The sequence below is a fragment of the Psychroserpens damuponensis genome (assembly GCF_000826655.1).
GTDB lineage: Bacteria > Bacteroidota > Bacteroidia > Flavobacteriales > Flavobacteriaceae > Psychroserpens > Psychroserpens damuponensis.
Genome location: NZ_JXJO01000001.1, coordinates 107,011 through 132,811 on the forward strand (window position 1 = coordinate 107,011; position 25,801 = coordinate 132,811).

The 25,801-nt window shown below is 33.5% G+C and carries 22 protein-coding genes; 17 read left to right on the forward strand and 5 right to left on the reverse strand.

What is annotated here, in order from left to right:
- Window positions 1-2 precede the first annotated feature (2 nt).
- From TD29_RS18140 to TD29_RS00455, 3 genes are read left to right on the forward strand one after another with little or no spacing between them, the layout of a single operon-like run.
- The gene (locus tag TD29_RS18140) at window positions 3-1,172 is read left to right on the forward strand and encodes a DUF6265 family protein (RefSeq protein WP_084203359.1); all 1,170 of its coding nucleotides are present in this window, start codon (window positions 3-5) and stop codon (window positions 1,170-1,172) included.
- 6 nt (window positions 1,173-1,178) lie between these two features.
- Window positions 1,179-2,510, forward strand: coding sequence for a M28 family peptidase (locus TD29_RS00450; protein ID WP_040278107.1), 1,332 nt, complete (start codon window positions 1,179-1,181; stop codon window positions 2,508-2,510).
- A 47-nt stretch (window positions 2,511-2,557) separates the two neighbouring features.
- Window positions 2,558-3,121: a YdeI/OmpD-associated family protein gene (locus TD29_RS00455; RefSeq protein WP_040278108.1), complete on the forward strand. Its 564-nt coding sequence runs from the start codon at window positions 2,558-2,560 to the stop codon at window positions 3,119-3,121.
- Here TD29_RS00455 and TD29_RS00460 read toward each other — a convergent pair whose 3' ends face one another.
- From TD29_RS00460 to TD29_RS00470, 3 genes are all read right to left on the reverse strand, one after another.
- Window positions 3,122-4,588, reverse strand: coding sequence for a sigma 54-interacting transcriptional regulator (locus TD29_RS00460; RefSeq protein WP_040278110.1), 1,467 nt, complete (start codon window positions 4,586-4,588; stop codon window positions 3,122-3,124).
- A gap of 105 nt (window positions 4,589-4,693) precedes the next feature.
- The gene (locus tag TD29_RS00465) at window positions 4,694-5,821 is read right to left on the reverse strand and encodes a vWA domain-containing protein (protein ID WP_040278111.1); all 1,128 of its coding nucleotides are present in this window, start codon (window positions 5,819-5,821) and stop codon (window positions 4,694-4,696) included.
- 54 nt (window positions 5,822-5,875) lie between these two features.
- Window positions 5,876-6,553: a Crp/Fnr family transcriptional regulator gene (locus tag TD29_RS00470; RefSeq protein ID WP_040278112.1), complete on the reverse strand. Its 678-nt coding sequence runs from the start codon at window positions 6,551-6,553 to the stop codon at window positions 5,876-5,878.
- Window positions 6,554-6,659: 106 nt separating this feature from the next.
- On the opposite strand from TD29_RS00470, the gene TD29_RS00475 reads away from it, so the two are divergent.
- From TD29_RS00475 to TD29_RS00530, 12 genes are all read left to right on the forward strand, one after another.
- Window positions 6,660-9,032 carry a heavy metal translocating P-type ATPase gene (locus TD29_RS00475; protein ID WP_040278113.1) on the forward strand — a complete coding sequence of 791 codons (2,373 nt, stop codon included), beginning with the start codon at window positions 6,660-6,662 and terminating at the stop codon, window positions 9,030-9,032.
- Window positions 9,033-9,155: 123 nt separating this feature from the next.
- A complete protein-coding gene (gene ccoS / locus TD29_RS00480; RefSeq protein ID WP_040278114.1) occupies window positions 9,156-9,344 on the forward strand; it encodes a cbb3-type cytochrome oxidase assembly protein CcoS in 189 nt (62 codons plus the stop codon).
- A gap of 7 nt (window positions 9,345-9,351) precedes the next feature.
- Window positions 9,352-11,553 carry a cytochrome-c oxidase, cbb3-type subunit I gene (ccoN, locus tag TD29_RS00485; RefSeq protein ID WP_040278115.1) on the forward strand — a complete coding sequence of 734 codons (2,202 nt, stop codon included), beginning with the start codon at window positions 9,352-9,354 and terminating at the stop codon, window positions 11,551-11,553.
- 6 nt (window positions 11,554-11,559) lie between these two features.
- Window positions 11,560-11,745, forward strand: a complete 186-nt coding sequence (locus TD29_RS18755) for a hypothetical protein (RefSeq protein ID WP_040278116.1) — start codon at window positions 11,560-11,562, stop codon at window positions 11,743-11,745.
- Window positions 11,742-12,692: a cbb3-type cytochrome c oxidase N-terminal domain-containing protein gene (locus tag TD29_RS00495; RefSeq protein ID WP_040278118.1), complete on the forward strand. Its 951-nt coding sequence runs from the start codon at window positions 11,742-11,744 to the stop codon at window positions 12,690-12,692. The genes TD29_RS18755 and TD29_RS00495 overlap by 4 nt, the downstream gene beginning before the upstream one ends.
- A gap of 4 nt (window positions 12,693-12,696) precedes the next feature.
- A complete protein-coding gene (ccoG, locus tag TD29_RS00500; RefSeq protein ID WP_040278119.1) occupies window positions 12,697-14,121 on the forward strand; it encodes a cytochrome c oxidase accessory protein CcoG in 1,425 nt (474 codons plus the stop codon).
- A 96-nt stretch (window positions 14,122-14,217) separates the two neighbouring features.
- Window positions 14,218-14,664, forward strand: a complete 447-nt coding sequence (locus TD29_RS00505; RefSeq protein ID WP_040278120.1) for a FixH family protein — start codon at window positions 14,218-14,220, stop codon at window positions 14,662-14,664.
- Window positions 14,665-14,673: 9 nt separating this feature from the next.
- On the forward strand, window positions 14,674-15,375 hold the full coding sequence (locus TD29_RS00510; RefSeq protein WP_040278122.1) for a sulfite exporter TauE/SafE family protein: 702 nt from the start codon (window positions 14,674-14,676) through the stop codon (window positions 15,373-15,375).
- 77 nt (window positions 15,376-15,452) lie between these two features.
- Window positions 15,453-15,872 (forward strand): CBS domain-containing protein, encoded by a 420-nt coding sequence (locus tag TD29_RS00515; RefSeq protein ID WP_040278123.1) that lies wholly within the window; start codon window positions 15,453-15,455, stop codon window positions 15,870-15,872.
- A 107-nt stretch (window positions 15,873-15,979) separates the two neighbouring features.
- The gene (deoD, locus tag TD29_RS00520; RefSeq protein ID WP_040278125.1) at window positions 15,980-16,681 is read left to right on the forward strand and encodes a purine-nucleoside phosphorylase; all 702 of its coding nucleotides are present in this window, start codon (window positions 15,980-15,982) and stop codon (window positions 16,679-16,681) included.
- 124 nt (window positions 16,682-16,805) lie between these two features.
- Window positions 16,806-20,036, forward strand: coding sequence for a WD40/YVTN/BNR-like repeat-containing protein (locus TD29_RS00525; protein WP_040278126.1), 3,231 nt, complete (start codon window positions 16,806-16,808; stop codon window positions 20,034-20,036).
- Window positions 20,037-20,058: 22 nt separating this feature from the next.
- On the forward strand, window positions 20,059-22,011 hold the full coding sequence (locus TD29_RS00530) for a S9 family peptidase (RefSeq protein ID WP_040278127.1): 1,953 nt from the start codon (window positions 20,059-20,061) through the stop codon (window positions 22,009-22,011).
- 88 nt (window positions 22,012-22,099) lie between these two features.
- Here the strand turns inward: TD29_RS00530 and TD29_RS00535 are convergent, their stop codons facing one another.
- Complete coding sequence (locus TD29_RS00535; RefSeq protein WP_040278130.1) at window positions 22,100-22,921, reverse strand: universal stress protein; 822 nt, start codon at window positions 22,919-22,921, stop codon at window positions 22,100-22,102.
- A gap of 51 nt (window positions 22,922-22,972) precedes the next feature.
- A complete protein-coding gene (hemN, locus tag TD29_RS00540) occupies window positions 22,973-24,337 on the reverse strand; it encodes an oxygen-independent coproporphyrinogen III oxidase (protein ID WP_040278131.1) in 1,365 nt (454 codons plus the stop codon).
- A gap of 222 nt (window positions 24,338-24,559) precedes the next feature.
- On the opposite strand from hemN, the gene TD29_RS00545 reads away from it, so the two are divergent.
- The gene (locus TD29_RS00545) at window positions 24,560-25,189 is read left to right on the forward strand and encodes a superoxide dismutase family protein (RefSeq protein WP_040278132.1); all 630 of its coding nucleotides are present in this window, start codon (window positions 24,560-24,562) and stop codon (window positions 25,187-25,189) included.
- 81 nt (window positions 25,190-25,270) lie between these two features.
- Window positions 25,271-25,801 carry an RNA polymerase sigma factor gene (locus TD29_RS00550; RefSeq protein WP_040278134.1) on the forward strand — a complete coding sequence of 177 codons (531 nt, stop codon included), beginning with the start codon at window positions 25,271-25,273 and terminating at the stop codon, window positions 25,799-25,801.

Sequence of the window (25,801 nt, forward strand, 5' to 3'; positions counted from 1 at the left end):
ATATGAAATATTTATTTAGCCTGCTCTTTATATTTAGTTTAAATATATCTGCTCAAACTGAAACTTATATTACAACAAAAGATTCTCTAGCTCCAAAACTAGAAAACATCAAATGGATTTCTGGCCATTGGAAAGGCGAAGCCTTTGGTGGTCAAGTTGAAGAAATTTGGAGCGAACCTTCGGGTGGTTCTATGATGGCTACATTTAAATTAATTAATGACAATCAGGTCTCGTTTTATGAAATTGAAATCATACGCGAGGTCGAAAACTCACTAGTGCTCCAGTTAAAACATTTTGACAATGATTTAAAAGGCTGGGAAACTAAAAATGAAACTGTTGATTTTCCGTTGAAAAAAATTACACCAACCCAAGTCATTTTTGAAGGAATGAGTTTTGAAAAAGTAAGTCAAAATGAAATGAATGTTTATGTCGATATTGAAAATGATGAAGGCGAAATAGAAATTGTCACATTTAATTATAAAAAGAATATTGTTAAACCAAAACATATTAACCAAATTATTTTTGTAGATAAAGCTAAAAACGAACCTATTATTGATGGTAAAGCAGATGATGATATTTGGTCATCAAAGTTTTGGTTTCCTCTAGATCAACTATGGCTTGGAAACGCTTACACTAAAAATGATTTTGCTGGTCGCTATAAATTGTCATGGTCTGAGGATGCACTTTATCTATTAGCTGAAATACAAGATGATGTTTTAGTTGATAATAATGATGATCCCTTAGTGGCTTGGTGGGACGATGATTGTTTAGAAATTTTTATTGATGCAGATAATAGTGGTGGCGAACATCAATACAACCACAATGCTTTTGCTTATCACATTGCATTAGATGGCAATGTTGTGGATATGTCTACAGAAAAAAAAGGGAAACTATATAATTCTCATTTAGAATCTAAGCGCATTACAACAGGTAATACTTCAATTTGGGAAGTAAAAATTTCATTGTTTGATGACACTTATAACGATCACGAAAACAACACTCCTTTAAAACTTCAACCTGGACAAATAATAGGTTTTGCCTTGGCGTATTGTGATAACGATAAAAGTGAAACACGAGAAAACTTTATAGGCTCTGTATTTGTAGAAGGAGAAGATAAAAATAAAGGTTGGATTGATGCTAATATCTTCGGAACTTTAAGACTTAGAAATTAAACCGTTATGAAAAACATATTCACTCTAATATTAGCAACGTTTAGTCTCGTTGCGACGGCTCAAACTAATCAAAAGATATATGATATTATTGATCACATTTCCGAAGAAAGAATAAGGCAAGATGTAAAAACACTTACAGAATTTGGAACCAGAAACACCTTTAGCGATACTGTAAGCAACACTAGAGGAATTGGTGCTGCAAGACGATGGATTAAAACTGAATTTGAGACCATTTCTAAAAATTGTAACAATTGCCTAAATGTATTTTACCAAAAAGATTTTGTTACAAAAGCAGGTAATCGTCGTGTACCTCATGATGCTTGGGTTGTTAATGTTGTTGCGATTCAAAAAGGCACTAAATACCCAAATCGCTATATCATTATGAGTGGCGATATTGATTCTCGTGCTAGTGACACTATGGATTTTACAACCGATGCTCCTGGAGCAAACGACAATGCTTCTGGTATGGCTGGAGCTATTGAAGCAGCTCGAGTTTTATCTCAATATGAATTTGAAAGCAGTATTATTTATGTTGGTTTATCTGGTGAAGAGCAAGGTCTTTTTGGTGGTGCAGGATTAGCTGCCTATGCCAAAGATAAAGGTTGGGATATCATTGGCATTTTAAATAATGACATGATTGGAAATATCAAAGGTGTTGATGGCGTAATTGATAATCGTACTTTCAGAATTTTCTCAGAACCAGTACCTCCAAATGAAACCGAACGTCAACGCAACGCTAGACGCTTTTATGGAGGTGAGGTTGATGGAGTTTCTCGTCAGTTGGCAAGATACATTCATAAAACCACTAAAACGTATATGCCAGAAATGAACCCAATGATGGTATATCGTTTAGATCGTTTTGGTCGTGGCGGACATCATAGACCGTTTAACGACTTGGGCTTTCCTGGTATAAGAATTATGGAAGCTCATGAAAATTATACGCAACAACACCAAGATATTAGAACCGAAAACGGTATCAACTATGGAGATACATTTGAGCACGTCAACTTTGGTTACGCAAAAAAACTCACTGCAGTAAATGCCATTAATATGGCTAGTTTGGCCTCTGCGCCTTCTGCACCTACAAAAGTTGCTATTGGTGGTATTGTTGAAGCATCAGCAAAATTAAAATGGAATGCGGTTGATGGTGCAAAAGGTTACAAAATTTACTGGAGAGATACCACATCACCAACATGGGATCATAGCAGATATGTAGAAAACGTTACTGAATTTACTTTGAAAGGTATTGTGATTGACAATTTTTACTTCGGAATTGCATCTGTAGATGAAGAAGGTTTTGAAAGTGTGGTTGTGTTTCCTAATGAAATAATAAGATAACCTCTATAGATTGCTCATCCTGAAACTTCAAAATTCTAATAACAACAATGGAACTCTACTTTAAAACAGATACAAAATGGCGACAATGGCTTGAAGAAAACCACACCCAAACCAATGGCATTTATCTCATATTTTACAAAGTAGATCATAAAGAACCATCTATGCGATGGGAAGAAGCTGTTAAAGTTGCATTATGTTATGGATGGATAGATTCTACAGTAAAAAGTTTAGGTAATGGCAAACGTAAACAGTATTTCTGCCCAAGAAAACCTAAAAGTGTTTGGAGCGCTTTAAATAAAAAGCATATCAAAGTATTAATTAAGGAGAACTTGATGCATAATTACGGGTTAAAATCTATTGAAATTGCAAAACAAAATGGCAGTTGGACAGCATTAGACAACGTTGAAAAAGGGATCATCCCAACAGAGTTGCAGCAGGCTTTTAATACTAACGCAGTTGCATTTAACAACTATCAAAACTTTGCGCCATCGTATAGAAAAAGCTATCTCTATTGGTTACATCAAGCCAAAAGAGAAGACACTAAACAAAAAAGAATCGCAGAGATTATAAAACTCTGCGATGCTAATATTAAAAGTAGAGATAATAGGTAATTAAATCCCACTTATATAACTTCCGTAAGGATCTTTAAATTGAATCCCTTCAGTAAAACGATATTTACTTAATTGCTTATATTCTACTAAAGCCCAAAGCACAAATTCTTTAACGAAATAACTATCTTCTTTAGACAGTTTAGGTTGGTATTCGCCTAATAAATCATCTAAAGGTGATACGCTATCTAACATCGATTTATACTCCTTATCTCTCAAATCATCTAAGATTTCAAAACCTTCTTGTTGATTAAAAAACCAAGATATAATATCATCATAAGGTGTTTCATCGGTATCTTTTTTTAATTTTTCTATCTTCGGAAAAAATTCTGGAAACAAGCTTTTAACTGCTTCACCAATTAAATTAAAAGCCACCATAGCTGCGCCTTCTTGCTCACCTTCATAAACCAATTCTACTTTACCCGTAATTGACGGAATGATTCCAACAAAATCACTCAAACGCACCATTGTATGAGAATCACCTGAGGTTAACGCACGACGCTCTGCCGTACTTAATAGATTCTCTAAAGCAGTAATACTTAATCGTGCACTTACACCACTTTTTTCATCTATATATTCACTATCTCTTGCTTCAAATACAATTTGTTCTAATACATCTCTAGCTAAATCAGGAACTGAAACCGTCTCTTTTTGACTTTCAACAAATTTTGCTTCTTGCTCTGTTATTAATCGTGCCGTTTCAATATCTGTTGGGTAATGTGTTAAAATTTGGCTTCCAATTCTGTCTTTTAAAGGTGTTACAATACTTCCTCTATTGGTATAATCTTCAGGATTTGCTGTAAAAATAAACTGAACATCCAAAGGCAATCTTAATTTAAAGCCGCGAATTTGAATATCACCTTCTTGCAAAATATTAAATAAAGCCACTTGTATTCTAGCTTGTAAGTCTGGTAACTCATTAATTACAAAAATGCAACGATTGGCTCTAGGGATCATTCCGTAGTGAATCACACGATCATCGGCATAACTCAATTTTAAATTTGCTGCTTTTATTGGGTCTACATCACCAATTAAATCTGCCACTGTAACATCTGGAGTTGCTAGTTTTTCAGCAAAACGATCATGTCTATGTAGCCACGTTATTGGAGTCTCATCACCTTTTTGGGTAATTAACTCCATGGCAAAACGAGATATAGGATTTAAAGGATCGTCATTAATTTCAGAACCGTCAACCACAGGAATGTAATCATCCAACAAATTCAACATTAATCGTGCTAACCGTGTTTTTGCTTGTCCGCGAAGTCCTAATAAATTAATATTATGTCTTGATAAAATCGCACGTTCTAATTCTGGTATTACAGTATTTTCATAACCGTGCACACCTTCAAAAGCTGTTTGTTTGTTCTTTAACTTTTCTATCAAATTATCACGCAATTCATCTTTTATAGATTTTGATTGATAACCTGATGCTTTTAGTTCGCCTAAAGTATTTATGTTTTCTATTTTCATATGTAATGTTTACAAAAGAGATCATAGACAAAAAACGCCCTCAATACTGAACAACTTCAGTCTTTGCTCTATTCTCTTTATTCTTTATTTTTTATTCTTTATTTTTTACCCTTTAATTCTTTTCTTTCTATTGGTCTCATAATCCTCAAAAATCATTTCACCCAAGCCTTTTAAACCTGTATAAAACGCTTTTCCTTGATTTGCTCTAGTAAACTCGTCTACAAATTGCATCAAATAACGATCTTGTGCAATCATAAACGTTGTAATTGGTATATGTAATTTTCTGGCTTGCTGCGCCATCGCATAGCATTTATTGGTGATGTATGGATTGAGACCATTACTATCTTTATAATATTGACCATCTGGCAGCTTTAAGCAACTAGGTTTACCATCGGTAATCATAAAAATTTGCTTGTTAGTATTACGCTTTCGTCTTAGTAAATCCATTGCTAATTGTAATCCTGCAACGGTATTGGTATGATAAGGTCCAACTTTAAGATATGGTAAATCTTTGATTTCTATTTGCCAAGAGTCATTTCCGAAGACAATAATATCTAAAGTATCTTTTGGGTAACGTGTGGTAATCAATTCGGCCAAGGCCATCGCTACTCGCTTAGCTGGAGTGATACGATCTTCTCCATACAAAATCATGCTGTGGCTAATATCTATCATAAGTACAGTACTCATTTGAGATTTGTGCAGCGTTTCTTCAACCACCAAATCATCTTCAGTTAGGCTAAAATCGCCAATACCATGATTTATTTGTGCGTTTCGTAAACTTTCGGTCATCGAGACCTTATCTAAGGCATCACCAAATTGGTAGTTTCTAAAATCTCCTGTATGTTCATCTCCAAGACCAACGCCTTTACTTTTATGATTGCCTTGACCGCTTCGTTTAATTTTTCCGAAGATATGCTCTAAGGCTTGTTGCCGAATTGCGCGTTCGGTTTTTGCAGTAATTGCCATGGCTCCATTACCATCGGGATCAATGTCTTCTTTGATGTAACCTTTCTTTTTAAGATCTTCTATAAAATCGTCAATGGTATACTCAGACGTTGTTAATTCGTATTCTTTATCTAATTCTCGAAGCCAAGAAATAGCTTCGTCAAAATCACCTGAAGTGTGAGTAATTAATTCTTTGAAAATCTCAAAAAGCTTTTCAAAAGGAGATTGATTTGGAGCTTCATAAGGTTTAAAAACAAACCCTTTTTTAAAATTATTTTGTTTTGTCATAGCCGTATAAAAATACAACTATTTCAATGTAATTTTCGTAAAGTTTTTATAAAACTACTCGATGAGTTTTAATTTTTGAAGATTCTCTATTTTAATCTGTTTTCCACGTGTAGATATTAATTTATCTTTTTTAAATTGAGATATAATTCTAATTGCAGATTCTGTTGCAGTGCCAACAATACTTGCATAATCATCTCTAGATAAAATTAAATTTAAATAGCCGTTATCATCAACACCAAATGTTTTATCAACATATACAAGTGCTTGTGCAACACGTTGTTTTACGCTTTTTTGAGCCATGTCTATCATATCATCTTCTGCCTCTCTTAAATCTTTAGCCAAATGCTGCAATACATCAAAAGAAAACACTTGATTTACCTGCAGAGGATCCATAATTGGATCTTTAGGAACATAACATAATTCAATATCATTTAATGCAATAGCACTTAAATTAGTGCGCTCATCAGATATGATAGAGCGTTGACCAAGAAGTTCTCCTTTACCTAATAACTTAATGGTTTGATTATTTCCGTTTGCACTAAGTTTTGTCAATTTTGCGACACCATCTCGTACGCAAAAAACTCCATTTAAGGATTCTCCTTCATCAAAAATAACATCTCCTTTTTTAAAAAATTTGGTGGTCTTGCAATCTGAAACTCGTTTCAACTCAGCTTTAGTCATAGACTTCATTGAGTTTAACTGTCTTGCAATACAACTTTCGCATCTACTCATACCCTTTTATTTGCGCTTATGTAAAAATAATTAAAACATGACAAATATCATATTTTAAAACCACTTGTTTTGTGACTTTTGTTACAGGTATAAATGAGCAAAAATTATGGAACAAACTATTTGTTTCCACTGTGGTGATGATTGTAACTCTACAATTATTGCCTATGATGAAAAAAACTTCTGCTGTAATGGCTGCAAGACTGTTTATGAGATTTTCTCAGAAAATGACTTAACATGTTATTATGATTTGCAGGCTTCTCCAGGTACAATCCCTAAAGAAATTGAGGGTAAATATGATTTTTTATCGCAAGATAATATCATTGAAAAACTAACTGAATTTAACGATGGAAACACGCAAATCGCAACCTTATACATTCCGCACATACATTGTAGCTCTTGTATATGGATTTTAGAAAACCTCAACAAATTAAATCCAAACATATCATCGTCTCAAGTTAATTTTGGTAAAAAGAACGTGAGAGTCACGTACAACTCTCAAACGACATCGCTCAAAGCCGTTGTTTTATTATTAAGCTCAATAGGTTATGAACCTTATATTTCTTTAGACGATTATAAAACTGGACAGCAAAACGTTAATAGAAATCTAATTTACAAATTAGGAATTGCCGGTTTTGCCTTTGGTAATGTCATGTTTTTATCGTTTCCTGAATATTTTCAAGTGGGAGAATATTGGCTAGAACAATACAAACATTTATTTCGTTGGTTGATGTTTGTATTCTCAATACCTGTAGTTTTTTATGCTGGAGCCGATTATTTCATCTCTGCATTTAAAGGGCTGCGTTCAAAACTTTTAAATATTGATGTGCCTATTGCTTTAGGAATTTCAGTGTTGTTTATTAGAAGTACCATCGAAATTATTTTTGATCTTGGTTCTGGTTTTTTTGATAGCTTAACAGGGCTCGTATTCTTTTTACTATTAGGTAAATTTTTCCAGCAAAAAACGTACTCCTTTTTATCTTTTGAGCGCGATTACAAATCCTATTTCCCAATTGCGGTTACTAAAATATCTTCGGAAATTGGCGAGCACCCAATACAAGTCTATGATATTAAAAAAGGAGACCGACTTCTCATTAGAAACGAAGAACTCATTCCTGTTGATGGCATTCTCATTAACGGAAATGCACGAATAGACTACAGTTTTGTCACAGGAGAGTCTGATAGTGTGAGTAAACAATCTGGCGACAAACTCTTTGCTGGTGGCAAGCAAACCTCTGGAGTTATTGAAATGGAAGCCATTAAATCTGTTGAACAAAGTTACCTCACACAACTTTGGAGTAACGATATTTTTAGCAAAAATAAAGACGATGGTTTTACAAACTTAACCAATAGAATAAGCAAAAAATTTACAATTATCATACTTAGCATAGCAGTAATTGCTACTTTATTTTGGCTATTTGTAAATCCCTCAAAAGCAATGAATGTATTCACAGCAGTGTTGATTATTGCCTGTCCTTGCGCAATTGCACTCTCTGCTCCCTTTACCTTTGGTAATTTGCTTCGTATCTTCGGAAAATTAAAATTTTACGTCAAAAACGCTGCAGTTATAGAACAATTAGCTGCTATAAACACTATAATTTTTGACAAAACCGGAACCATAACGTCTAACAAAAAAAGCACAGCACAATACGATGGGTTGGCTTTAAGCCCTTCCGAAGAACTATTACTTAAAAACACGCTTCGTGGTTCTAACCATCCATTAAGTAGAACGCTTTATGATATTTTAGATGAAAATAATATCATTTCTCTCAATCATTTTGAAGAACACTTAGGTCAAGGTATTGAGGCCAACCATAATGATAATTATATCAAAATTGGCTCAGCAAGTTTTGTTGGCGCAAAAGAGCATTCAATACTAAATACGCAAGTTCATATTAGTACAAATAATGAATATAAAGGTAAATACACGTTTTATAACAGCTATAGAAAAGGACTATCTAAACTCTTTAATGTATTAAAAACGCAGTACGATTTAGTGATCCTGTCGGGTGACAATGCAGGTGAACTAGAGAACCTCAAAAAAATATTACCTTCTAAAACTAAACTCATCTTTAATCAAAAACCAGATGACAAATTAGAATATATAAAATACCATCAAACAGAAGGTGCAAAAGTTTTAATGATTGGTGATGGACTCAATGACGCTGGAGCATTAGCTCAAAGTAATGTAGGGATTGCCTTATCTGAAAACGTGAACGTATTCTCACCTGCTTGTGATGCTATTTTAGATGCTTCAAAATTTAACCAACTCAACAAATTTATAGGTGCATCTAAAAGCGCGATTAAGATTATAAAATGGAGTTTTGTACTATCATTTTTTTACAATGTAATTGGACTTTACTTTGCTGTAACAGGACAATTAGCACCTGTAATTGCAGCTATATTAATGCCATTGAGTTCAATTAGCATCGTGGTATTTACAACGATTGCTACAAATCTTTTAGGTCGAAAATTAAAATAAAAGGATAAGAATTTATAGTGATTCTATTTCCGAAGAAAAAATAAAATTTTAAGTCAAACATGATAAAAATCATGTTTTAATTAGCAGTTCAAACGTAATTTTGAACCATAACTTCTAATAGGTATGAGTGTTATATATATTTTATTGAGTATCAGTATTATTGTTGCTGTTGTGTTCTTTATTGCGTTTATAACTGCAGTAAAAAACGGACAGTTTGATGATGATTATACACCTTCTGTTAGAATGCTATTTGACGATGAACTTGTTAAAGAGCAACCAAAACCAACTATTAAAATTAAAAAGACTAACTAAATAAATTATGGAAGTTCAACAGTTTCATTACGATAACAAAATCGTTAAAAATTTTCTTTATGCAACCATGTTTTGGGGAGTAATAGGTATGTCGGTAGGTTTACTACTTGCATTCTTGTTTATTTTTCCAGAGATGCCATTGATTAAAAATGTATCATGGTTAAGTTTTGGTCGTTTAAGACCTTTACATACCAACGCTGTTATTTTTGCCTTTGTTGGTAATGCCATTTTTGCAGGTGTATATTATTCTACACAACGTTTGTTAAAAGCAAGAATGTTTAACGATACGCTAAGTAAAATTAATTTTTGGGGCTGGCAGTTAATTATTGTGGCTGCTGCTATTACATTACCTCTGGGTTACACATCATCAAAAGAATATGCCGAATTAGAGTGGCCTATTGACATTGCTATTGCTGTAATTTGGGTTGTTTTTGGATGGAATTTAATTGGCACCTTATTAAAACGACGTCAACGTCATTTATATGTGGCTATTTGGTTTTATTTAGCAACTTTTGTGACCGTTGCCGTACTTCATATTTTTAATAGTTTATCATTACCTGTTTCTATTACTGGTATGAAAAGTTATTCGGTATACGCAGGTGTACAAGATGCTTTAGTACAATGGTGGTATGGACATAATGCGGTTGCATTTTTCTTAACAACACCATTTTTAGGTTTAATGTACTACTTTGTGCCTAAAGCTGCAAATAGACCAGTCTACTCTTACAGACTTTCAATTGTTCACTTTTGGTCATTAATATTTATATACATTTGGGCTGGACCTCACCACCTACTTTATACAGCGCTACCAGGATGGGCTCAAAACCTCGGTGTTGCCTTTTCAATTATGTTATTAATGCCGTCTTGGGGAGGAATGATAAACGGTTTATTGACATTACGTGGTGCTTGGGATAAAGTACGTACAGATCCTGTTTTAAAATTCATGGTTGTGGCCATTACAGGTTACGGTATGGCGACTTTTGAAGGCCCTATGCTATCTCTTAAAAGTGTAAATGCAATGGCGCATTTTACTGATTGGATTATTGCTCATGTGCACGTTGGTGCATTAGCATGGAATGGCTTTTTAACCTTCGGAATGATTTACTACCTAGTACCAAAATTATTTAAAACAAAAATGCATTCTATTGGTTTAGCAAATCTTCACTTTTGGATTGGCACTTTAGGAATCATTTTTTATGCTTTACCTATGTATGTCGCAGGATTTACACAATGGGCAATGTGGAAACAGTTTAATCCAGATGGTACCTTAGTATACGGTAATTTCTTAGAAACAGTAACTGCAATCATGCCATTATATTGGATGCGTGCCATTGGTGGAACGTTATTTATCACTGGTATGATAATCATGATTATTAATGTCATTATCACTATTAAAAAAGGTAGTAAAGTTACAGATGAATTGGCAGAAGCTCCTGCACTTCAACGTGTATCAAAAAGACGTGTTGCTGGTGAAGGATGGCACACTTGGTTAGAACGTAAACCTGTTAAATTAACTATTTATGCAACTATCGCTATTTTAATTGGTGGTGTTGTACAAATCGTACCGACCTTATTAGTTAAATCTAATATTCCAACAATTACAAGTGTTAAACCTTACACGCCTTTAGAACTCGAAGGGAGAGATATTTATATTAGAGAAGGTTGTGTTGGTTGTCACTCACAAATGGTGAGACCTTTTAGAAATGAAGTAGAGCGTTATGGAGAATATTCTAAAGCTGGAGAATATGTTTACGATCATCCATTCCTTTGGGGAAGTAAACGTACTGGACCAGATTTACATCGTGTAGGTGGTAAATATTCAGATAATTGGCACTTAAACCATATGTACGATCCACAAAGTACTTCTTCTGGTTCTATTATGCCATCATATCAATGGTTAGTAAGAAATGAGCTCGATAAAACTCAAACCGAAGCTAAAATGAAAGTCATGGTTTCACTTGGTGTGCCTTATACAGATGAAGAGATTGCGAATGCACAACAATCTATGAATGAACAAGGAACTCAAATTGAAAAAAACCTATATACAGATCCTGATTTTGCATCAACATATGAAGCAGATAAAAAAGCAGGTGGTGATGCTTTCATTGAGATGAGAAATAGAGAAATAGTCGCAGTCATTGCTTATTTACAACGTCTTGGAACAGATATTAAGGTAAAAGATGAAGAGGTAACAACAACTCAAAACTAACTAATCATGCTAAAATTTGTAAAAAACCATATGGAAAGTATCACTGGTATAGAAATATATCCATTGATTTCATTAATTATATTTTTCACTTTTTTTGTCCTCTTATTTTGGTGGGTCATTACTGCTAAAAAAGATTACATTACGACCGTGAGCAATATTCCATTAGAAAACCAAAATCCATCAGAACTATGAAAAATATACCATCTTGGATAAGAATACCAACTGTATTCTTCATTATCTTCGGTTTAACAGAATATTTTATAGATTCTGGAGATAAGCCTGTATTTATTGAACAACCACTTGTAGCCTTATTTTTATTATTAGTTTTACTAATTCTTATCGCTATAGAAAGTATCGTTGGAGCCTTAGATAATATACTTTATCAAAGTTTAGACGAAGAAGCAAAAGCTAGATATGATGCCAAACGTAATGCTCCATCTAAATTAGTACTATGGATAAATAGAACATATACAAAATCATTAGGTCAAAAACCAATAGAGCAAGAACACGTTATTATTTTAGACCACAACTACGATGGGATAAAAGAATTAGATAATGATTTACCACCTTGGTGGCTGTACGCATTCTATGCATCTATAATTTTTGGAGCCGTATATTTAATAAAATATCATGTGTTTAATGGCGATAATCAATTTGATGAACTTGAAGCAGATATTGCTCAAGCCAAAATTGATATAGAAGAGTATAAAAAACACGCTAAAGATTTAGTAGATTTTAATACCGTAACAGTGTTAACAGATGCTGCTGACATTAAAGCTGGAAAAGGCATATTTGAAACCAATTGTGTTGCTTGTCATAAAGCTGATGGTGGTGGTGGAATTGGTCCAAATCTAACCGATAAATATTGGATTTTAGGCGGAGGCATAAAAAATGTATTTAAAACTATTTCTGAAGGTGGTCGTGATGGTAAAGGTATGATTGCATGGAAACAGAGTTTAAAACCTGCCGAAATTGCTCAAGTTGCAAGTTATGTCTTAAAGTTTGAAGGTACCACTCCTGCTGAACCTAAAGCTCCAGATGGTGATATTTGGGTGAGTGAAGATGCACCAATAGAAGATATTCCAACAAAAGCTATAGAAGTTAAAACAGATTCTGTTATTACGATAGAAGAGAATTAATACAATGGAAACACCAAGTAACGAAAAATTTAGAGACTCCATAGGGACAATAAATGAAGACGGTAAACGTGCTTGGGTATATCCTAAAAAACCGAGTGGTCGTTATTATGAAAAACGAAAGATTGTAAGTTATGGTCTTTTAGCATTTTTATTTATTGCTCCTTTCATTAAAATTGGAGGTAATCAATTTTTAATGTTTAATGTATTAGAGCGTCGTTTTAATATTTTTGGATTTCCATTTTGGCCTCAAGATTTTTACCTTTTCGTTATATCAATGCTTATTGGTGTTGTTTTCGTTACTCTTTTTACGGTTGGTTTCGGACGTATTTTCTGCGGATGGATTTGTCCGCAAACCATATTCATGGAAATGGTTTTTAGACGCATAGAATATTGGATTGATGGTGACAGAAACAAACAACGAAAATTAGACAGACAAAAATGGGACGCTGAGAAAATTAGAAAACGCCTTTTAAAATGGTTTATATTTCTAGTAATTTCATTTCTAATTGCTAACATATTTTTAGCGTATTTAATTGGAAGTGATAAACTAATAAAATACATAACCGAAGGCCCTTTTCAACATACAGGAACACTTATTCCACTAATTATTTTTACAGCAGTATTTTACTTTGTATTTGCATGGTTTAGAGAACAGGTATGCATAATTGCTTGTCCTTATGGTAGATTACAAGGTGTATTATTAGACAATAAATCAATAATTGTGGCCTATGATCATAAACGTGGTGAGGCAGAAAATGGTCGAAAAAAATTCAGAAAAAATGAAGATAGAGAAGCTCTTGGTCATGGTGATTGTATAGATTGTTTACAATGCGTTAATGTATGTCCTACAGGTATAGATATTAGAAATGGAACTCAACTAGAATGCGTTAACTGTACAGCATGTATTGATGAATGCGATCACATTATGGAGAGTATTAATTTACCTAAAGGTTTAATTAGATACGCAAGTGAAGATGAGATTGAAAATAAAAAGAAATTTAAGTTTACACCTAGATTAAAAGGCTATACAGCGGTTTTAATTATATTGGTTGGTATTCTTTCAGGCTTACTTTTATTGAGAACAGATGTAGAAGCTAGAGTATTAAGGCTTCCTGGACAATTATATGAGCACAAAGAAGGTAATATTATTAGCAATGTGTTTACCTACAAATTGATAAATAAAACCACAGAAACCATAAGTGATGTCAGTTTTAAATTAAGACAATTTAAAGGTGACATAAAAATGGTATCAACAAGTGATTACTTTGAAGTACCAGCTCAAGGTGCAGCAGAAGGAACATTATTTATAGAAATTGACAAAAGTGAACTCTCAGGTGATAAAAACAAATTAATGATTGAGGTGTATAGCAAAGACGAATTGATAGAAACCACAACCGTTAACTTTTTAGGGCCAAGGAGCTATAATTAAAAACAAATAGTATGTCGTCTTCTGCAAGCAGTTTGCTCATGAAGAACAAAATATTAATTAATAATAGGAGGTTCTCACTTTTGTGAGAAAAAAGATATGAAATTTAATTGGGGAACAGGAATCGTTATTGCATTTATAGCTTTTATTAGTTTTATAATGTACTTCGTTATTAATATGAACCTATCAGATAAATATGAGACATCATTAGTAAGAGAGGATTATTATGAAGCCGAATTAGAATTACAAAACGATATTGATAAAGAAAATAATTCTAAAACTTTAGAAACCGATCTTACTTGGAAACGAACTGAAGAAGGATTAGAATTTTCATTTCCAAAATCTTTAGACTCAAAAAAAATCACTGGAAAAGTGTTCCTATATAGACCATCTAATGAACAAATGGACCTTGAAACTGCAATTTCATTGTCTCATCACAATTTGCTCATACCTGACAAACGTTTATTGGATGGTCGTTGGAACATTAAAATTGATTGGCAATATAACGGAAAATCATATCTCTACAAAAAGGAGATTACATATTAATACAAAAAGATGCTCTGGTCTGCACTTTTATTTGGTCTATTAGGAAGTTTCCACTGTGTAGGTATGTGTGGACCAATCGCTTTTATGCTGCCAGTAGATAGATCTAACTCTTTAAAAAAAATACTACAAATTTTTTCTTATCACTTCGGAAGACTACTTGCCTACTTCATCATAGGTTTTGTTTTCGGTTTAGTTGGTAAAAGTTTATATCTCTTCGGTATACAGCAACAACTCTCTATTGTAATCGGTATATTAATGATTGTAGTAGTTCTAATTCCTGTAAAAACCTTTAACAAATATAACCTCTCAAAACCGTTGTACAGGCTCATTTCCGTAGTAAAATCAAAATTAGGAAAAGCGCTTAAAAAGAAAACTGCCGATACATTTTTAACCATTGGTTTTCTAAATGGTTTTCTCCCTTGCGGATTGGTTTACATGGCTGTTTTTGCCTCTTTAACCATGCAAAATGCTGCTTATGGTGGTCTGTACATGATACTTTTTGGTTTAGGCACTATTCCTTTAATGACTACTGCTATATATCTAGGTAAATTTTTAAATTCTACGATAAAACAACGTATTCAAAAAGCCATTCCTGTGTTTGTTGTCATTATTGGACTCTTATTCATTATTCGTGGTATGGGCTTAGGGATCCCTTACCTCTCTCCTGCTCCCATTATAGATGTAGCAACTAGCACCATTGATTGTCATTAATTCTATTATGTGATAAATGTCATAGTTTAGAAGCATCGTTCTTGGTAACTTTAGTATAGAATTTAAAACCTAAGAACATGAAAAAAAGAACACCAATTTCTGCAATAATGACAACAGACGTTATTACTCTAAATCATACTGACAATTTAGAAACTGCTGAATCCCTATTTAAACAAAATAAAATTCGCCATATCCCAGTGGTAAGTGGTGATGAAATTATTGGTATGTTAAGCTATACAGATTTATTAAGAATTAGTTTTGCTGATGCCATTGACGATGACGAACAAGATGTAGATACTGTCGTTTATAATATGTTTACTATTGAGCAAGTTATGGCTAAAAATTTAATAAGTGTAAATTCTAATTCTACTATAAAAGAAGTAGCAGAAGTTCTCGCTAAAAAAGAATTTCATGCACTACCTGTGGTTGACAATAATAAGTTAGTTGGTATTGTAACCACTACAGATTTAATAAACTACTTGATAGATCAGTTTTAATACATTATTTTTAAAACAGTAAGTCCTGATAAATGTCTTTCAGGACTTACTGTTTTATCATTTTATAGTCAATACCATAAATCTAATTTAATTACATCAAAATTATTATGAGCACGCACATAGAAGCAAAAAAAGGAGACATTGCAGAAACTGTTTTATTACCTGGAGATCCAATGCGTGCAAAATGGATTGCCGAAACATTTTTTGAAAACCCGAAACTATATAATAATGTTAGAGGTATGTTGGGATATACAGGTACTTACAAAGGAAAACGTGTTTCGGTGCAAGGTACTGGTATGGGTATTCCATCATGTTTAATTTATTGTCATGAACTTATTAACGACTATGGAGTTAAAGATTTAATTAGAGTAGGATCTGCTGGATCTTATCAAAAAGACGTGAAGATTAGAGATATTGTTTTGGCGATGTCAGCCTCATCTAACTCTGGAATTAATAATTCTCGATTTATAAATTCAGATTATGCGCCTACTGCCAATTTTAATTTATTTATGAAAGCAGCTTCATATGCTAAAACAAATAATATAGCCATTAAAGCTGGTAATGTTTTATCGTCTGATGAGTTTTACGAAGATAATTTTGAATCTTATAAAAAATGGGCAGAATTTGGAGTTCTTTGCGTAGAAATGGAAACTGCTGGCTTGTATACTATTGCCGCGAAACATAATGTAAATGCACTTACTATTCTTACAATTTCAGATTCTTTAGTGAGTAAAACATCTTTATCTGCAGAGGATCGAGAGTCTACTTTTAATACGATGATAGAAATAGCTTTGAGTACCCTTCCATAGATTTCTCTACTTATTACCGGTTCAAATAGTTATTGAGCTAACAATAATTCAAAACCTATTTAACTTTTTACGACATCTTGGCATCATTTGTTTTACTATCTTTAAAGCAATCAAACCAAAACAAATGAAAAAATCACTTTTCCTGATGCTTTTTTTAGCATCAATCACTCTTGTTGCCCAAGACATCCCACTTAACGTTTTAAAAAACATGATACCTCGTAATATTGGTCCTGGCGGAATGTCTGGTCGTGTTACTGCTATTGATGTTGTTTTAAACAATACAGATATTATGTACGTAGGTACTGCTTCTGGTGGACTTTGGAAAAGTGAATCTGGAGGTGTAACGTGGTCTCCAATTTTTGATAATGAAGTCACAGCTTCTATTGGAGCTGTAGCTATACAGCAATCAAACCCTAGTGTAATTTGGGTTGGTACAGGAGAAGGAAATCCTAGAAATAGTTTAAATGGTGGTTATGGTATTTTTAAATCTTTAGATGGAGGAAAAAGCTGGACCTCAATGGGATTAGAAAATACGAGACATATACATCGTGTGATTATTGATCCAACAAATCCAGATGTCGTGTATGTTGGTGCCATCGGTTCACCTTGGGGAGAACATCCAGAACGTGGCGTTTTTAAAACTACAGATGGTGGTAAAACATGGAACAAAATTCTATTTGCTAACAACAAAACAGGAGTTGCAGATTTGGTTATGGATCCAACAAACCCTAATAAACTAATAGCTGCCATGTGGGAACACAAACGTGACCCTTGGTTTTTTAATTCTGGTGGTAAAGGTTCGGGATTACATATCACTCATGATGGCGGAAAAACATGGAAAAAAATCACTGATAAAGAAGGTTTTCCAAAAGGAGATCTCGGTCGTATTGGTGTTGCCATAGCTCCAAACAAACCAAATATCATTTATGCACTAGTTGAAGCTAAAAAAAATGCACTTTATAAAAGTGAAGATGGCGGATTTAAGTGGCACAAAGTAAATGATAAATCTAGTGGTAGAGGTTCTGGTGGTATAGGAAATAGACCTTTTTACTACTCTGAAATTTATGTAGATCCACAAAATGAAAATCGGGTTTACTCAGTATTCACCTATATTAACGTTTCCGAAGATGGTGGAAAAAACTTCAAACAACTCATGCCAGCTTATGGTGTAGACAATGGTGTACATCCAGATCATCATGCATGGTGGATCCATCCAAAAAATGGTAATTTCATGATTGATGGTAATGATGGTGGTATGAACATCACTAAAGATGGTGGAAAAACCTGGCGTTTTATTGGCAATCTACCTGTGGCTCAATTTTATCATATCAATGTAGATAATGAAATCCCATACAATGTGTATGGTGGTATGCAAGATAATGGTTCTTGGAGAGGTCCTGCTTATGTTTGGAGAACTCAGGGTATTCGCAATAGTTATTGGCAAGAAATTAGTTTTGGAGATGGTTTTGATGTCGTGCCAGATAAAGATGATTCTCGTTACGGTTGGACCATGAGCCAACAAGGGTATGTAAGTAGATACGATTGGCAAACGGGAAATAATTTCTCTGTAAAACCAACACATCCAGACCCTGAAGTTGAACTCCGGTTTAATTGGAACTCTGCAATTAATATAGATCCTTTTGATAATAATACGTTGTACTTCGGAAGTCAATTTGTACATAAATCTACAGACAAAGGAGACACATGGACGGTGATTTCACCCGATCTAACAACCAACGATCCTGAAAAACAGAAACAATCTGAAAGTGGTGGCCTTACTATGGATGCTACTGGAGCCGAAAATCACACCACTATTTTAGTGATTGAACCTTCTCCATTAGAAAAAGATATGCTTTGGGTAGGAACAGATGATGGTAAAGTACATTACACCTTAAATGGAGGAAATTCGTGGACAGATATCACAAAAGGTCTTAAAGATTTACCTGCTGGAAGCTGGATAACTCAAATTAAAGCCTCCAACAAAAATAAAGGAGAAGCTCTATTAGTGGCTAATGATTATAGACGATTTAACTACACACCTTACGCTTACCGAACTACTAACTACGGAAAAACATGGACGAGAATTGTTGATGCTAATGATGTAGAAAGCTACACCCTGTCTATAATTGAAGACCCTATTGAGAAAAACTTATTGTTTTTAGGTACAGATGACGGACTTTATTTGTCTTTCAACGCAGGAAACAAATGGACAAAATGGACTAACGGTTTCCCTACAGTTTCGGTAAAAGATATGGTGATTCATCCTAGAGAACACGATTTAATTATTGGTACGTTTGGTCGTGCAGCTTGGGTTCTAGATGATATTAGTCCGTTGCGAGCTCTAGCTAAAAACAAACAAATATTAAATCAGAAACTAGAATTATTTGAACCTCCTACGGCTTATCAAGCTGCTTACCAACAACCTACCGGAAGCCGTTTTGGTGCTGACGCCACATATCATGGTGAGAATCGTGGTTATGGAGCAAGACTTAGTTATTTTGTAAAAATTGATGCTTCGGAAAATTCAACTAAAGACAAAAAGGACGTTGACAAGGATATTTCCGAAGATAAAAAAGAAACCCAAGAAACTAAAGTTAAATGGGATTCTATACATCTTAAAATTTATGATGGTGAACGTTTAATTAGAACATTAAAACAAAAAGCTCCAGACTCTACAGGTGTTTATAAATGGACGTGGTATATGGATGAAGCAGGTGTTGATTACCCGTCAAAACGCATTAGAAAACGAACTAGCGAACGTGGTGGTGTTACTGTTAAACCAGGAAATTACAGGCTCAAAATGACCTTTGGTGACCAAACATCTGAAGGGATGATCACCGTAAAATCAGATCCAAGGATAAATACATCGATGACAAATATTAATCAGGTTTACGACGCTTCTAAACAATTAGAAGGTATGCAACAAACTGCTGCAGACGCAGTAAAACAACTTATTGAAAGCAAAACAATTGCAAAAGATTATCAATCTACACTAAGCAAATTAGACAAGAAAAAATATAAAGACGACATAAAAGCTTCAAAAGAAATTATAAAAACCATGGATAGTATCGTTGATAAATTTTTAGGAAAAGAAGATAAACGTCAAGGCATTACAAGAAATCCTGAAGTCACAATTATGCAACGTTTAGGGCAAGCTCGACAATATGTTAGCTCAAGACAAAATGGAATTACAACCACAGAGACGACACTAATAGAGAATGCAAAAAACGCTTTAAATACAGTTTTAACTGAAGTAAATACGTTTTTCAATGACCAATGGAAACCTTATCAATCTAAAATGGAACAGGTTAAAACCAATCCGTTTAAAGACATAAAGACTTTTAAATTAGATTAACAACACACAAAAACCAATCATTATGCAAACAAAAATTTTAGGATTATGCTTAGCGGCTTTGATGTTGTCTTGCAAAGAAGACACTAAAAACGAAGTTGTAGCTAAACGAGAAATCAAGCAGTATACCATTGAACAGTTTATGGATAATGAAGCTGTTGGAGGCGGCAGTTTTTCAACAGACAATAGTAATTTATTGGTATCTAGTAATAGATCTGGCATTTACAATGTTTACACGATACCAACTAAAGGCGGTGAAATGACGGCTATTACGAGTTCTGACAGTACATCAATTTTTGCCGAATCTTACTTTCCAAATGATAATAGAATGCTATTAAGCGCAGATGGTAATGGTGATGAAATTGACCATATTTTTGTTAGAGAATTAGATGGAACCATTAAAGATATTACTCCTGTGAAAGGCGCTAAAGCTAATTTTTACGGCTGGTCTAAAGATGATAAGCATTTATATTTTGGCTCTAATAAACGAGATCCTCGTTATTTTGATGTGTACAAAATGTCTATTGATGATTTTTCTTCGGAAATGATCTATAAAGATGAAAGTGGGTTAACATTTTCTGGAATGTCTAACGATGAAAATTATTTTGCGCTTAGTAAATCTTTAAACACAAATGATAGTGATTTATCTATTTACAATGTGACCACAAAAGAAACCACGAAAATCAATGACAATCAAAGTGGAAACTCTGCTCAAGATTTTTCGGTAGATAACTCTACCTTTTATTATACCACAGATGATGGCGCAGATTTTTCATATCTAATGTCTTATAATTTAGAAACTCAGGAAAAGAAAAAGATTATAGAAAAAATATGGGATGTATCTGGAGCAGGATTTACATCAAACGGTAAATATATGGTGGTTTACGTTAATGACGATGGCAAAAATGCTATTGATGTGTTAGATACAAAAACAATGAAACCTATTGATTTACCAGATTTTGGTGATAAAAGTATTACGAGTGTTGGATTTAGTGATGATGAAAAATGGATGCGAATGTATGTAGGTGGATCAAATGCGCCTTCAGATTTATACACTTATAATTTTGAAACAAAAACACAACATAAACTCACTAATGTGTTAAATGATGACATTAATCCTGATGATTTGGTAACTGCAAAAGTGATACGTTACAAATCGTTTGATGGCACAGTAATTCCGGCAATATACTATTTACCTCATCAAGCTTCCGAAGAAAACAAAGTTCCGGCAATGGTTTGGGTTCATGGAGGACCTGGAGGACAAACTCGTCAAGGATTTAATTCGCTTATCCAATACATGGTTAACCATGGTTACGCAGTTTTAGCGGTAAATAATCGTGGTAGTAGTGGCTACGGAAAGACGTTTTATCAAATGGATGACCTCAACCATGGAGAGAAAGATTTGCAAGACTGCGTAGAGGGTAAAAATTGGTTAACAAGACAATCTGAAATTGATGGTGACAAAATAGGCATTATTGGAGGTTCATATGGTGGCTATATGACTATGGCAGCTTTAACGTATACACCAGAAGAATTTGATGTAGGTGTTAACCTGTTTGGTGTTACCAATTGGATGCGTACTTTAAAAAGTATACCTCCTTATTGGGAATCGATGAGAGAGTCGCTTTACTTAGAATTGGGTGATCCATTTACGGCAGATTCTGTTAGACTGAAACGTATTTCTCCATTATTTCATACTGAAAAAGTAACCAAACCTTTAATAGTTTTACAAGGTGCACAAGACCCAAGAGTATTGCAAGTAGAAAGCGATGAGATTGTTGCTGGTGTTAGAAAAAATGGTGTACCTGTAGAATACGTTTTATTTGAAGATGAAGGTCATGGCTTTGTAAAAAAAGAAAACCAAATAGAATCATATAGTAGAATTTTAAATTTTTTAGATACACATCTTAAAAATGGAGATGTTTCAATTGATGGAGCAACTGAAACTACTGAGATAGAAATAGAAGAAACAAATTAATAGTTTACTTACTAAAATTACACAAAAAAGCTTGAGTAATTTACTCAAGCTTTTTTGATTTTAGCAAATTTTTAATTAGGTACTAAAATTATATTTTAAATGTCATAACAGGCAATGTGGCATGATTAGCTATATCTTCAGATACGCTACCTGAGAAGAAATGAGCTAAACCTTTACGACCATGTGTTGGCACAGCTATTAAATCTGCTCCTAAAAGATTAGAAGCGTTTAATATCCCTTTTTCAACAGTATAGTCTGCTGTGTAATGCACATCATTAATCTTATCTAGGTTACCATCTGCTGTTTTAAGGAAATCGGCTACAGTATTTTCAATTTCCGTAGAGCTTTTAAAACCTTCACCAGGCACATTTACATGAATTAATTTTAAGTTACTAAATAAATTACGAGCTTTTATGTATGGCTCAATCATTTCTTTAGAAAAATCTGAAGCAAAGGTTACGGTCTCAAACTCCAATTTAGATGGCTTTTGTTTTACTACAAGCACTGGAATCTCTGAGTATCTTACAACTTTCTCTGTGTTAGAGCCTACAAAAATTTCTGATAATCCGCTAGCACCATGTGATCCCATAACAATCATATCTGCGCCATGATCTTGTGCGACTTCAGCAACTTCACTAAACACTTTAAAATGCTTAACAATTGGTGTGACACTAATATCTTTAAGATAGTCTTTATCCAAATACGCATCAAACTTTTGCTCTGCCATTTTTAAGAAGAACACCATTTGTTGGTTTTGATCATCACTAGAATTAATTAAACTGCCTTTATCGAGTTCTAGCATATGTAAAACTAGAAGTTCTGCATTATTTCGCTTAGCTAATATTGCAGCTGTTTCAAGCGCAAATTCTGAGTATTCTGAAAAATCTATTGGTACAATTATTTTATTCATAATAACTATTTTTATGTATTTTAGTTTCGTATTCAAATATATAACATTGACTTAAATTGTCATTGAAAATAATCTTGTTTCGGGTTGTTTTCTTTGAAGTAGAACATCAAATGCCATACTAACATTGCGCACAAAAGGTTGACCTTTTGTAGTTATCTTTATGCCGTCATTTTCAAAGGTTATTAAACCATCTAACTCCATCTCTTTAAGCTTAATAACAACATCCTCAAGGTCATCTATATAAAGTGAATCATTTGCCCAACTAGTTTCAAATTGACACATTAAATTTAAAATATGCTGTCGTATGATTAGGTCTTCGGTATTTAATATGTGACCTCTATAAACTGGAATTATTTGTTGATCTACTAAATGATAATAGTCTTCAATACCCTTTACATTTTGAGAAAAACCATACCAACTATCACTAATTGATGACACACCTAAACCAATCATAGCTTGAGTTTTTGAAGCCGTATAACCCATAAAATTACGATGTAAGGATTTTGATAACATGGCTTTATATAACGTATCTGATTTTAAAGCAAAATGATCCATGCCTACTTCATGATATCCTGCTTGGCTTAGTAACTTTTTACCTAATTCGTATTGTACTCGTTTTGATTCTCCCGATGGTAAATTGTTTTCATCGTAACCGCGTTGTCCATTACCTTTAAGCCATGGCACATGAGCATAACTATAAAAAGCAATGCGATCTGGCATTAACGCTTTAGTTAACTCTATCGTTTTAGCTACATGATCTTCGGTTTGAAATGGTAATCCGAAAATAATATCATGACCTACAGACGTATAACCAATCTCTCTAGCCATTAACGTGGCTTGCTTTACGTTTTCAAACGGTTGAATACGATGAATTGCTTTTTGAACACTTTCATTATAATCTTGAACGCCAAAACTCACGCGAGAAAACCCTAAATTAAAAAGAGTTTGCAAATGCTCTCGTGTAGTGTTGTTAGGATGGCCTTCAAAACTAAACTCATAATCATCTGCTAGATTAGCTGTTTTTAAAATGCCTTTAATGAGTAGTTCTAAATGTTCCGAAGAAAAAAAAGTAGGCGTACCACCTCCAATGTGTAGCTCTTTAATTTTGGGTCTTCCTGGTAGCAGCTCGCAATACAAACTCCACTCTTTTAATACTGCATTTATGTATGGTTTTTCAACATCATGTCGTTTTGTGATGCGCTTATTGCAACCACAAAACGTACATAAACTCTCACAAAATGGTAAATGAATATAAAGGCTTAGACCTTCACTCTCATTACTTTCATTAAATGATTGTATTAAAGATTCTTTCCATTTTTTCAATGAAAACGACGCATTATCCCAATATGGAACAGTAGGATAACTTGTATAACGTGGACCTGCCACATTATACTTACTGACTAAAGAATTGCACATACCTAAACAATTTAGTTCAAAAGTACTGGTAATAATTATTATATAATATGACTTTTATCATATCCTGAAAGACCTTTGGTTTTATTTTTCTCATTAGTTAAAAACACTGCTCATTGTTATCTATTTAAGAGATAATTGATTAACAAATAAATAATTGATTAATTTTCTTACGATTTAAATAATGAGTATCTTTCAACAGAAATAACACTTAAAATCAATACAATGAAAAAATCAATATTATACATTTCGATATTAGCCTTAGGCTTGAGTACAGCTTGTAAATCTGACAAAAAGGAAGTTCCTAATGAGGTAGAAACTACTGCAACCGATACTAAAATTGAGGAAAAAACAACAGATAATACAACTATTAACAAGGAAAGACCTGCTTATTTTAATGACTCTAAAAAAATAACAATGACTTTAGATCCTAAAAGCAATAGTGGTGTTAAAGGTAATGTTGTTTTTAAACAGGAAAAAGGTGTCGTTAGTATGATTGCTGTATTAAATGGCTTGACTGAAGGTGAACATGCTATTCACATTCATGAAAAGGCTGATTGCTCATCAGATGATGGTAAATCTACAGGAGGTCACTGGAACCCAACTGCTGAACCACATGGAAAATGGGGAGATACTGCAGGATATCATAAGGGAGATATTGGTAATTTAACGGCAAATGCTAATGGACAAGCAACAATTTCTAAAACTACAGACGAATGGTGTATTGGTTGTGGTGATGAAACTAAAGATATTTTAGGGAAAGCTATTATCGTACATCAAGGTGTAGATGATTTTAAATCTCAACCTTCTGGCGCTGCTGGTAGCCGTATAAGTTGCGGTGGAATTATTCAATAAAGCGCAGTATTTCTTTAATAACAGCATCGTATAGGTTTAAAACAACCTATATTAGGGTTTAATTATCCAAAAATCAAACCAATGGAATTAGATATATTAGTTGCCAACTTTCAAAAGAAAGATGAAAAGGCTTTCGAAAAACTTTACAATATGTATAGTGACAGCATGCATGGTGTTATTTATAATATTGTAAGAGATCATACTATTGCTGAAGAAGTGATGCAAGATGTATTTATAAAAGCTTGGCATAAAGCAGATACTTATAATTCTAGTAAAGGACGATTTTTTACGTGGATTTTAAATATTGCACGAAATGCAGCTATAGACAAAACACGATCTAAAGCCTATAAAAACTCGAACAAAAACCTAAATGCTGAATTTTTCGTAGATATTTTAGAAACTAGTGAAAATCTTAACGATAAAATGGATGCCATAGGAATTGGCAAATATGTTAAGGCATTAGGTGAAAAATGTAAAAAAATAATAGAATATTTATATTTTAAAGGGTTTACTCAAAAAGAAACTTCAGAAGAATTAGATATTCCGTTAGGAACAATAAAAACAAGAAATAGAAATTGCATCAAAGATTTGAGAGCAATGGTAATAGAATAA

Coding starts and splice junctions, on each gene's coding strand:
- TD29_RS18140 (WP_084203359.1), top strand. CDS start 3: ATGAAATATTTATTTAGCCTGCTCTTTATATTTAGTTTAAATATATCT.
- TD29_RS00450 (WP_040278107.1), top strand. CDS start 1,179: ATGAAAAACATATTCACTCTAATATTAGCAACGTTTAGTCTCGTTGCG.
- TD29_RS00455 (WP_040278108.1), top strand. CDS start 2,558: ATGGAACTCTACTTTAAAACAGATACAAAATGGCGACAATGGCTTGAA.
- TD29_RS00460 (WP_040278110.1), bottom strand. CDS start 4,588: ATGAAAATAGAAAACATAAATACTTTAGGCGAACTAAAAGCATCAGGT.
- TD29_RS00465 (WP_040278111.1), bottom strand. CDS start 5,821: ATGACAAAACAAAATAATTTTAAAAAAGGGTTTGTTTTTAAACCTTAT.
- TD29_RS00470 (WP_040278112.1), bottom strand. CDS start 6,553: ATGAGTAGATGCGAAAGTTGTATTGCAAGACAGTTAAACTCAATGAAG.
- TD29_RS00475 (WP_040278113.1), top strand. CDS start 6,660: ATGGAACAAACTATTTGTTTCCACTGTGGTGATGATTGTAACTCTACA.
- ccoS (WP_040278114.1), top strand. CDS start 9,156: ATGAGTGTTATATATATTTTATTGAGTATCAGTATTATTGTTGCTGTT.
- ccoN (WP_040278115.1), top strand. CDS start 9,352: ATGGAAGTTCAACAGTTTCATTACGATAACAAAATCGTTAAAAATTTT.
- TD29_RS18755 (WP_040278116.1), top strand. CDS start 11,560: ATGCTAAAATTTGTAAAAAACCATATGGAAAGTATCACTGGTATAGAA.
- TD29_RS00495 (WP_040278118.1), top strand. CDS start 11,742: ATGAAAAATATACCATCTTGGATAAGAATACCAACTGTATTCTTCATT.
- ccoG (WP_040278119.1), top strand. CDS start 12,697: ATGGAAACACCAAGTAACGAAAAATTTAGAGACTCCATAGGGACAATA.
- TD29_RS00505 (WP_040278120.1), top strand. CDS start 14,218: ATGAAATTTAATTGGGGAACAGGAATCGTTATTGCATTTATAGCTTTT.
- TD29_RS00510 (WP_040278122.1), top strand. CDS start 14,674: ATGCTCTGGTCTGCACTTTTATTTGGTCTATTAGGAAGTTTCCACTGT.
- TD29_RS00515 (WP_040278123.1), top strand. CDS start 15,453: ATGAAAAAAAGAACACCAATTTCTGCAATAATGACAACAGACGTTATT.
- deoD (WP_040278125.1), top strand. CDS start 15,980: ATGAGCACGCACATAGAAGCAAAAAAAGGAGACATTGCAGAAACTGTT.
- TD29_RS00525 (WP_040278126.1), top strand. CDS start 16,806: ATGAAAAAATCACTTTTCCTGATGCTTTTTTTAGCATCAATCACTCTT.
- TD29_RS00530 (WP_040278127.1), top strand. CDS start 20,059: ATGCAAACAAAAATTTTAGGATTATGCTTAGCGGCTTTGATGTTGTCT.
- TD29_RS00535 (WP_040278130.1), bottom strand. CDS start 22,921: ATGAATAAAATAATTGTACCAATAGATTTTTCAGAATACTCAGAATTT.
- hemN (WP_040278131.1), bottom strand. CDS start 24,337: ATGTGCAATTCTTTAGTCAGTAAGTATAATGTGGCAGGTCCACGTTAT.
- TD29_RS00545 (WP_040278132.1), top strand. CDS start 24,560: ATGAAAAAATCAATATTATACATTTCGATATTAGCCTTAGGCTTGAGT.
- TD29_RS00550 (WP_040278134.1), top strand. CDS start 25,271: ATGGAATTAGATATATTAGTTGCCAACTTTCAAAAGAAAGATGAAAAG.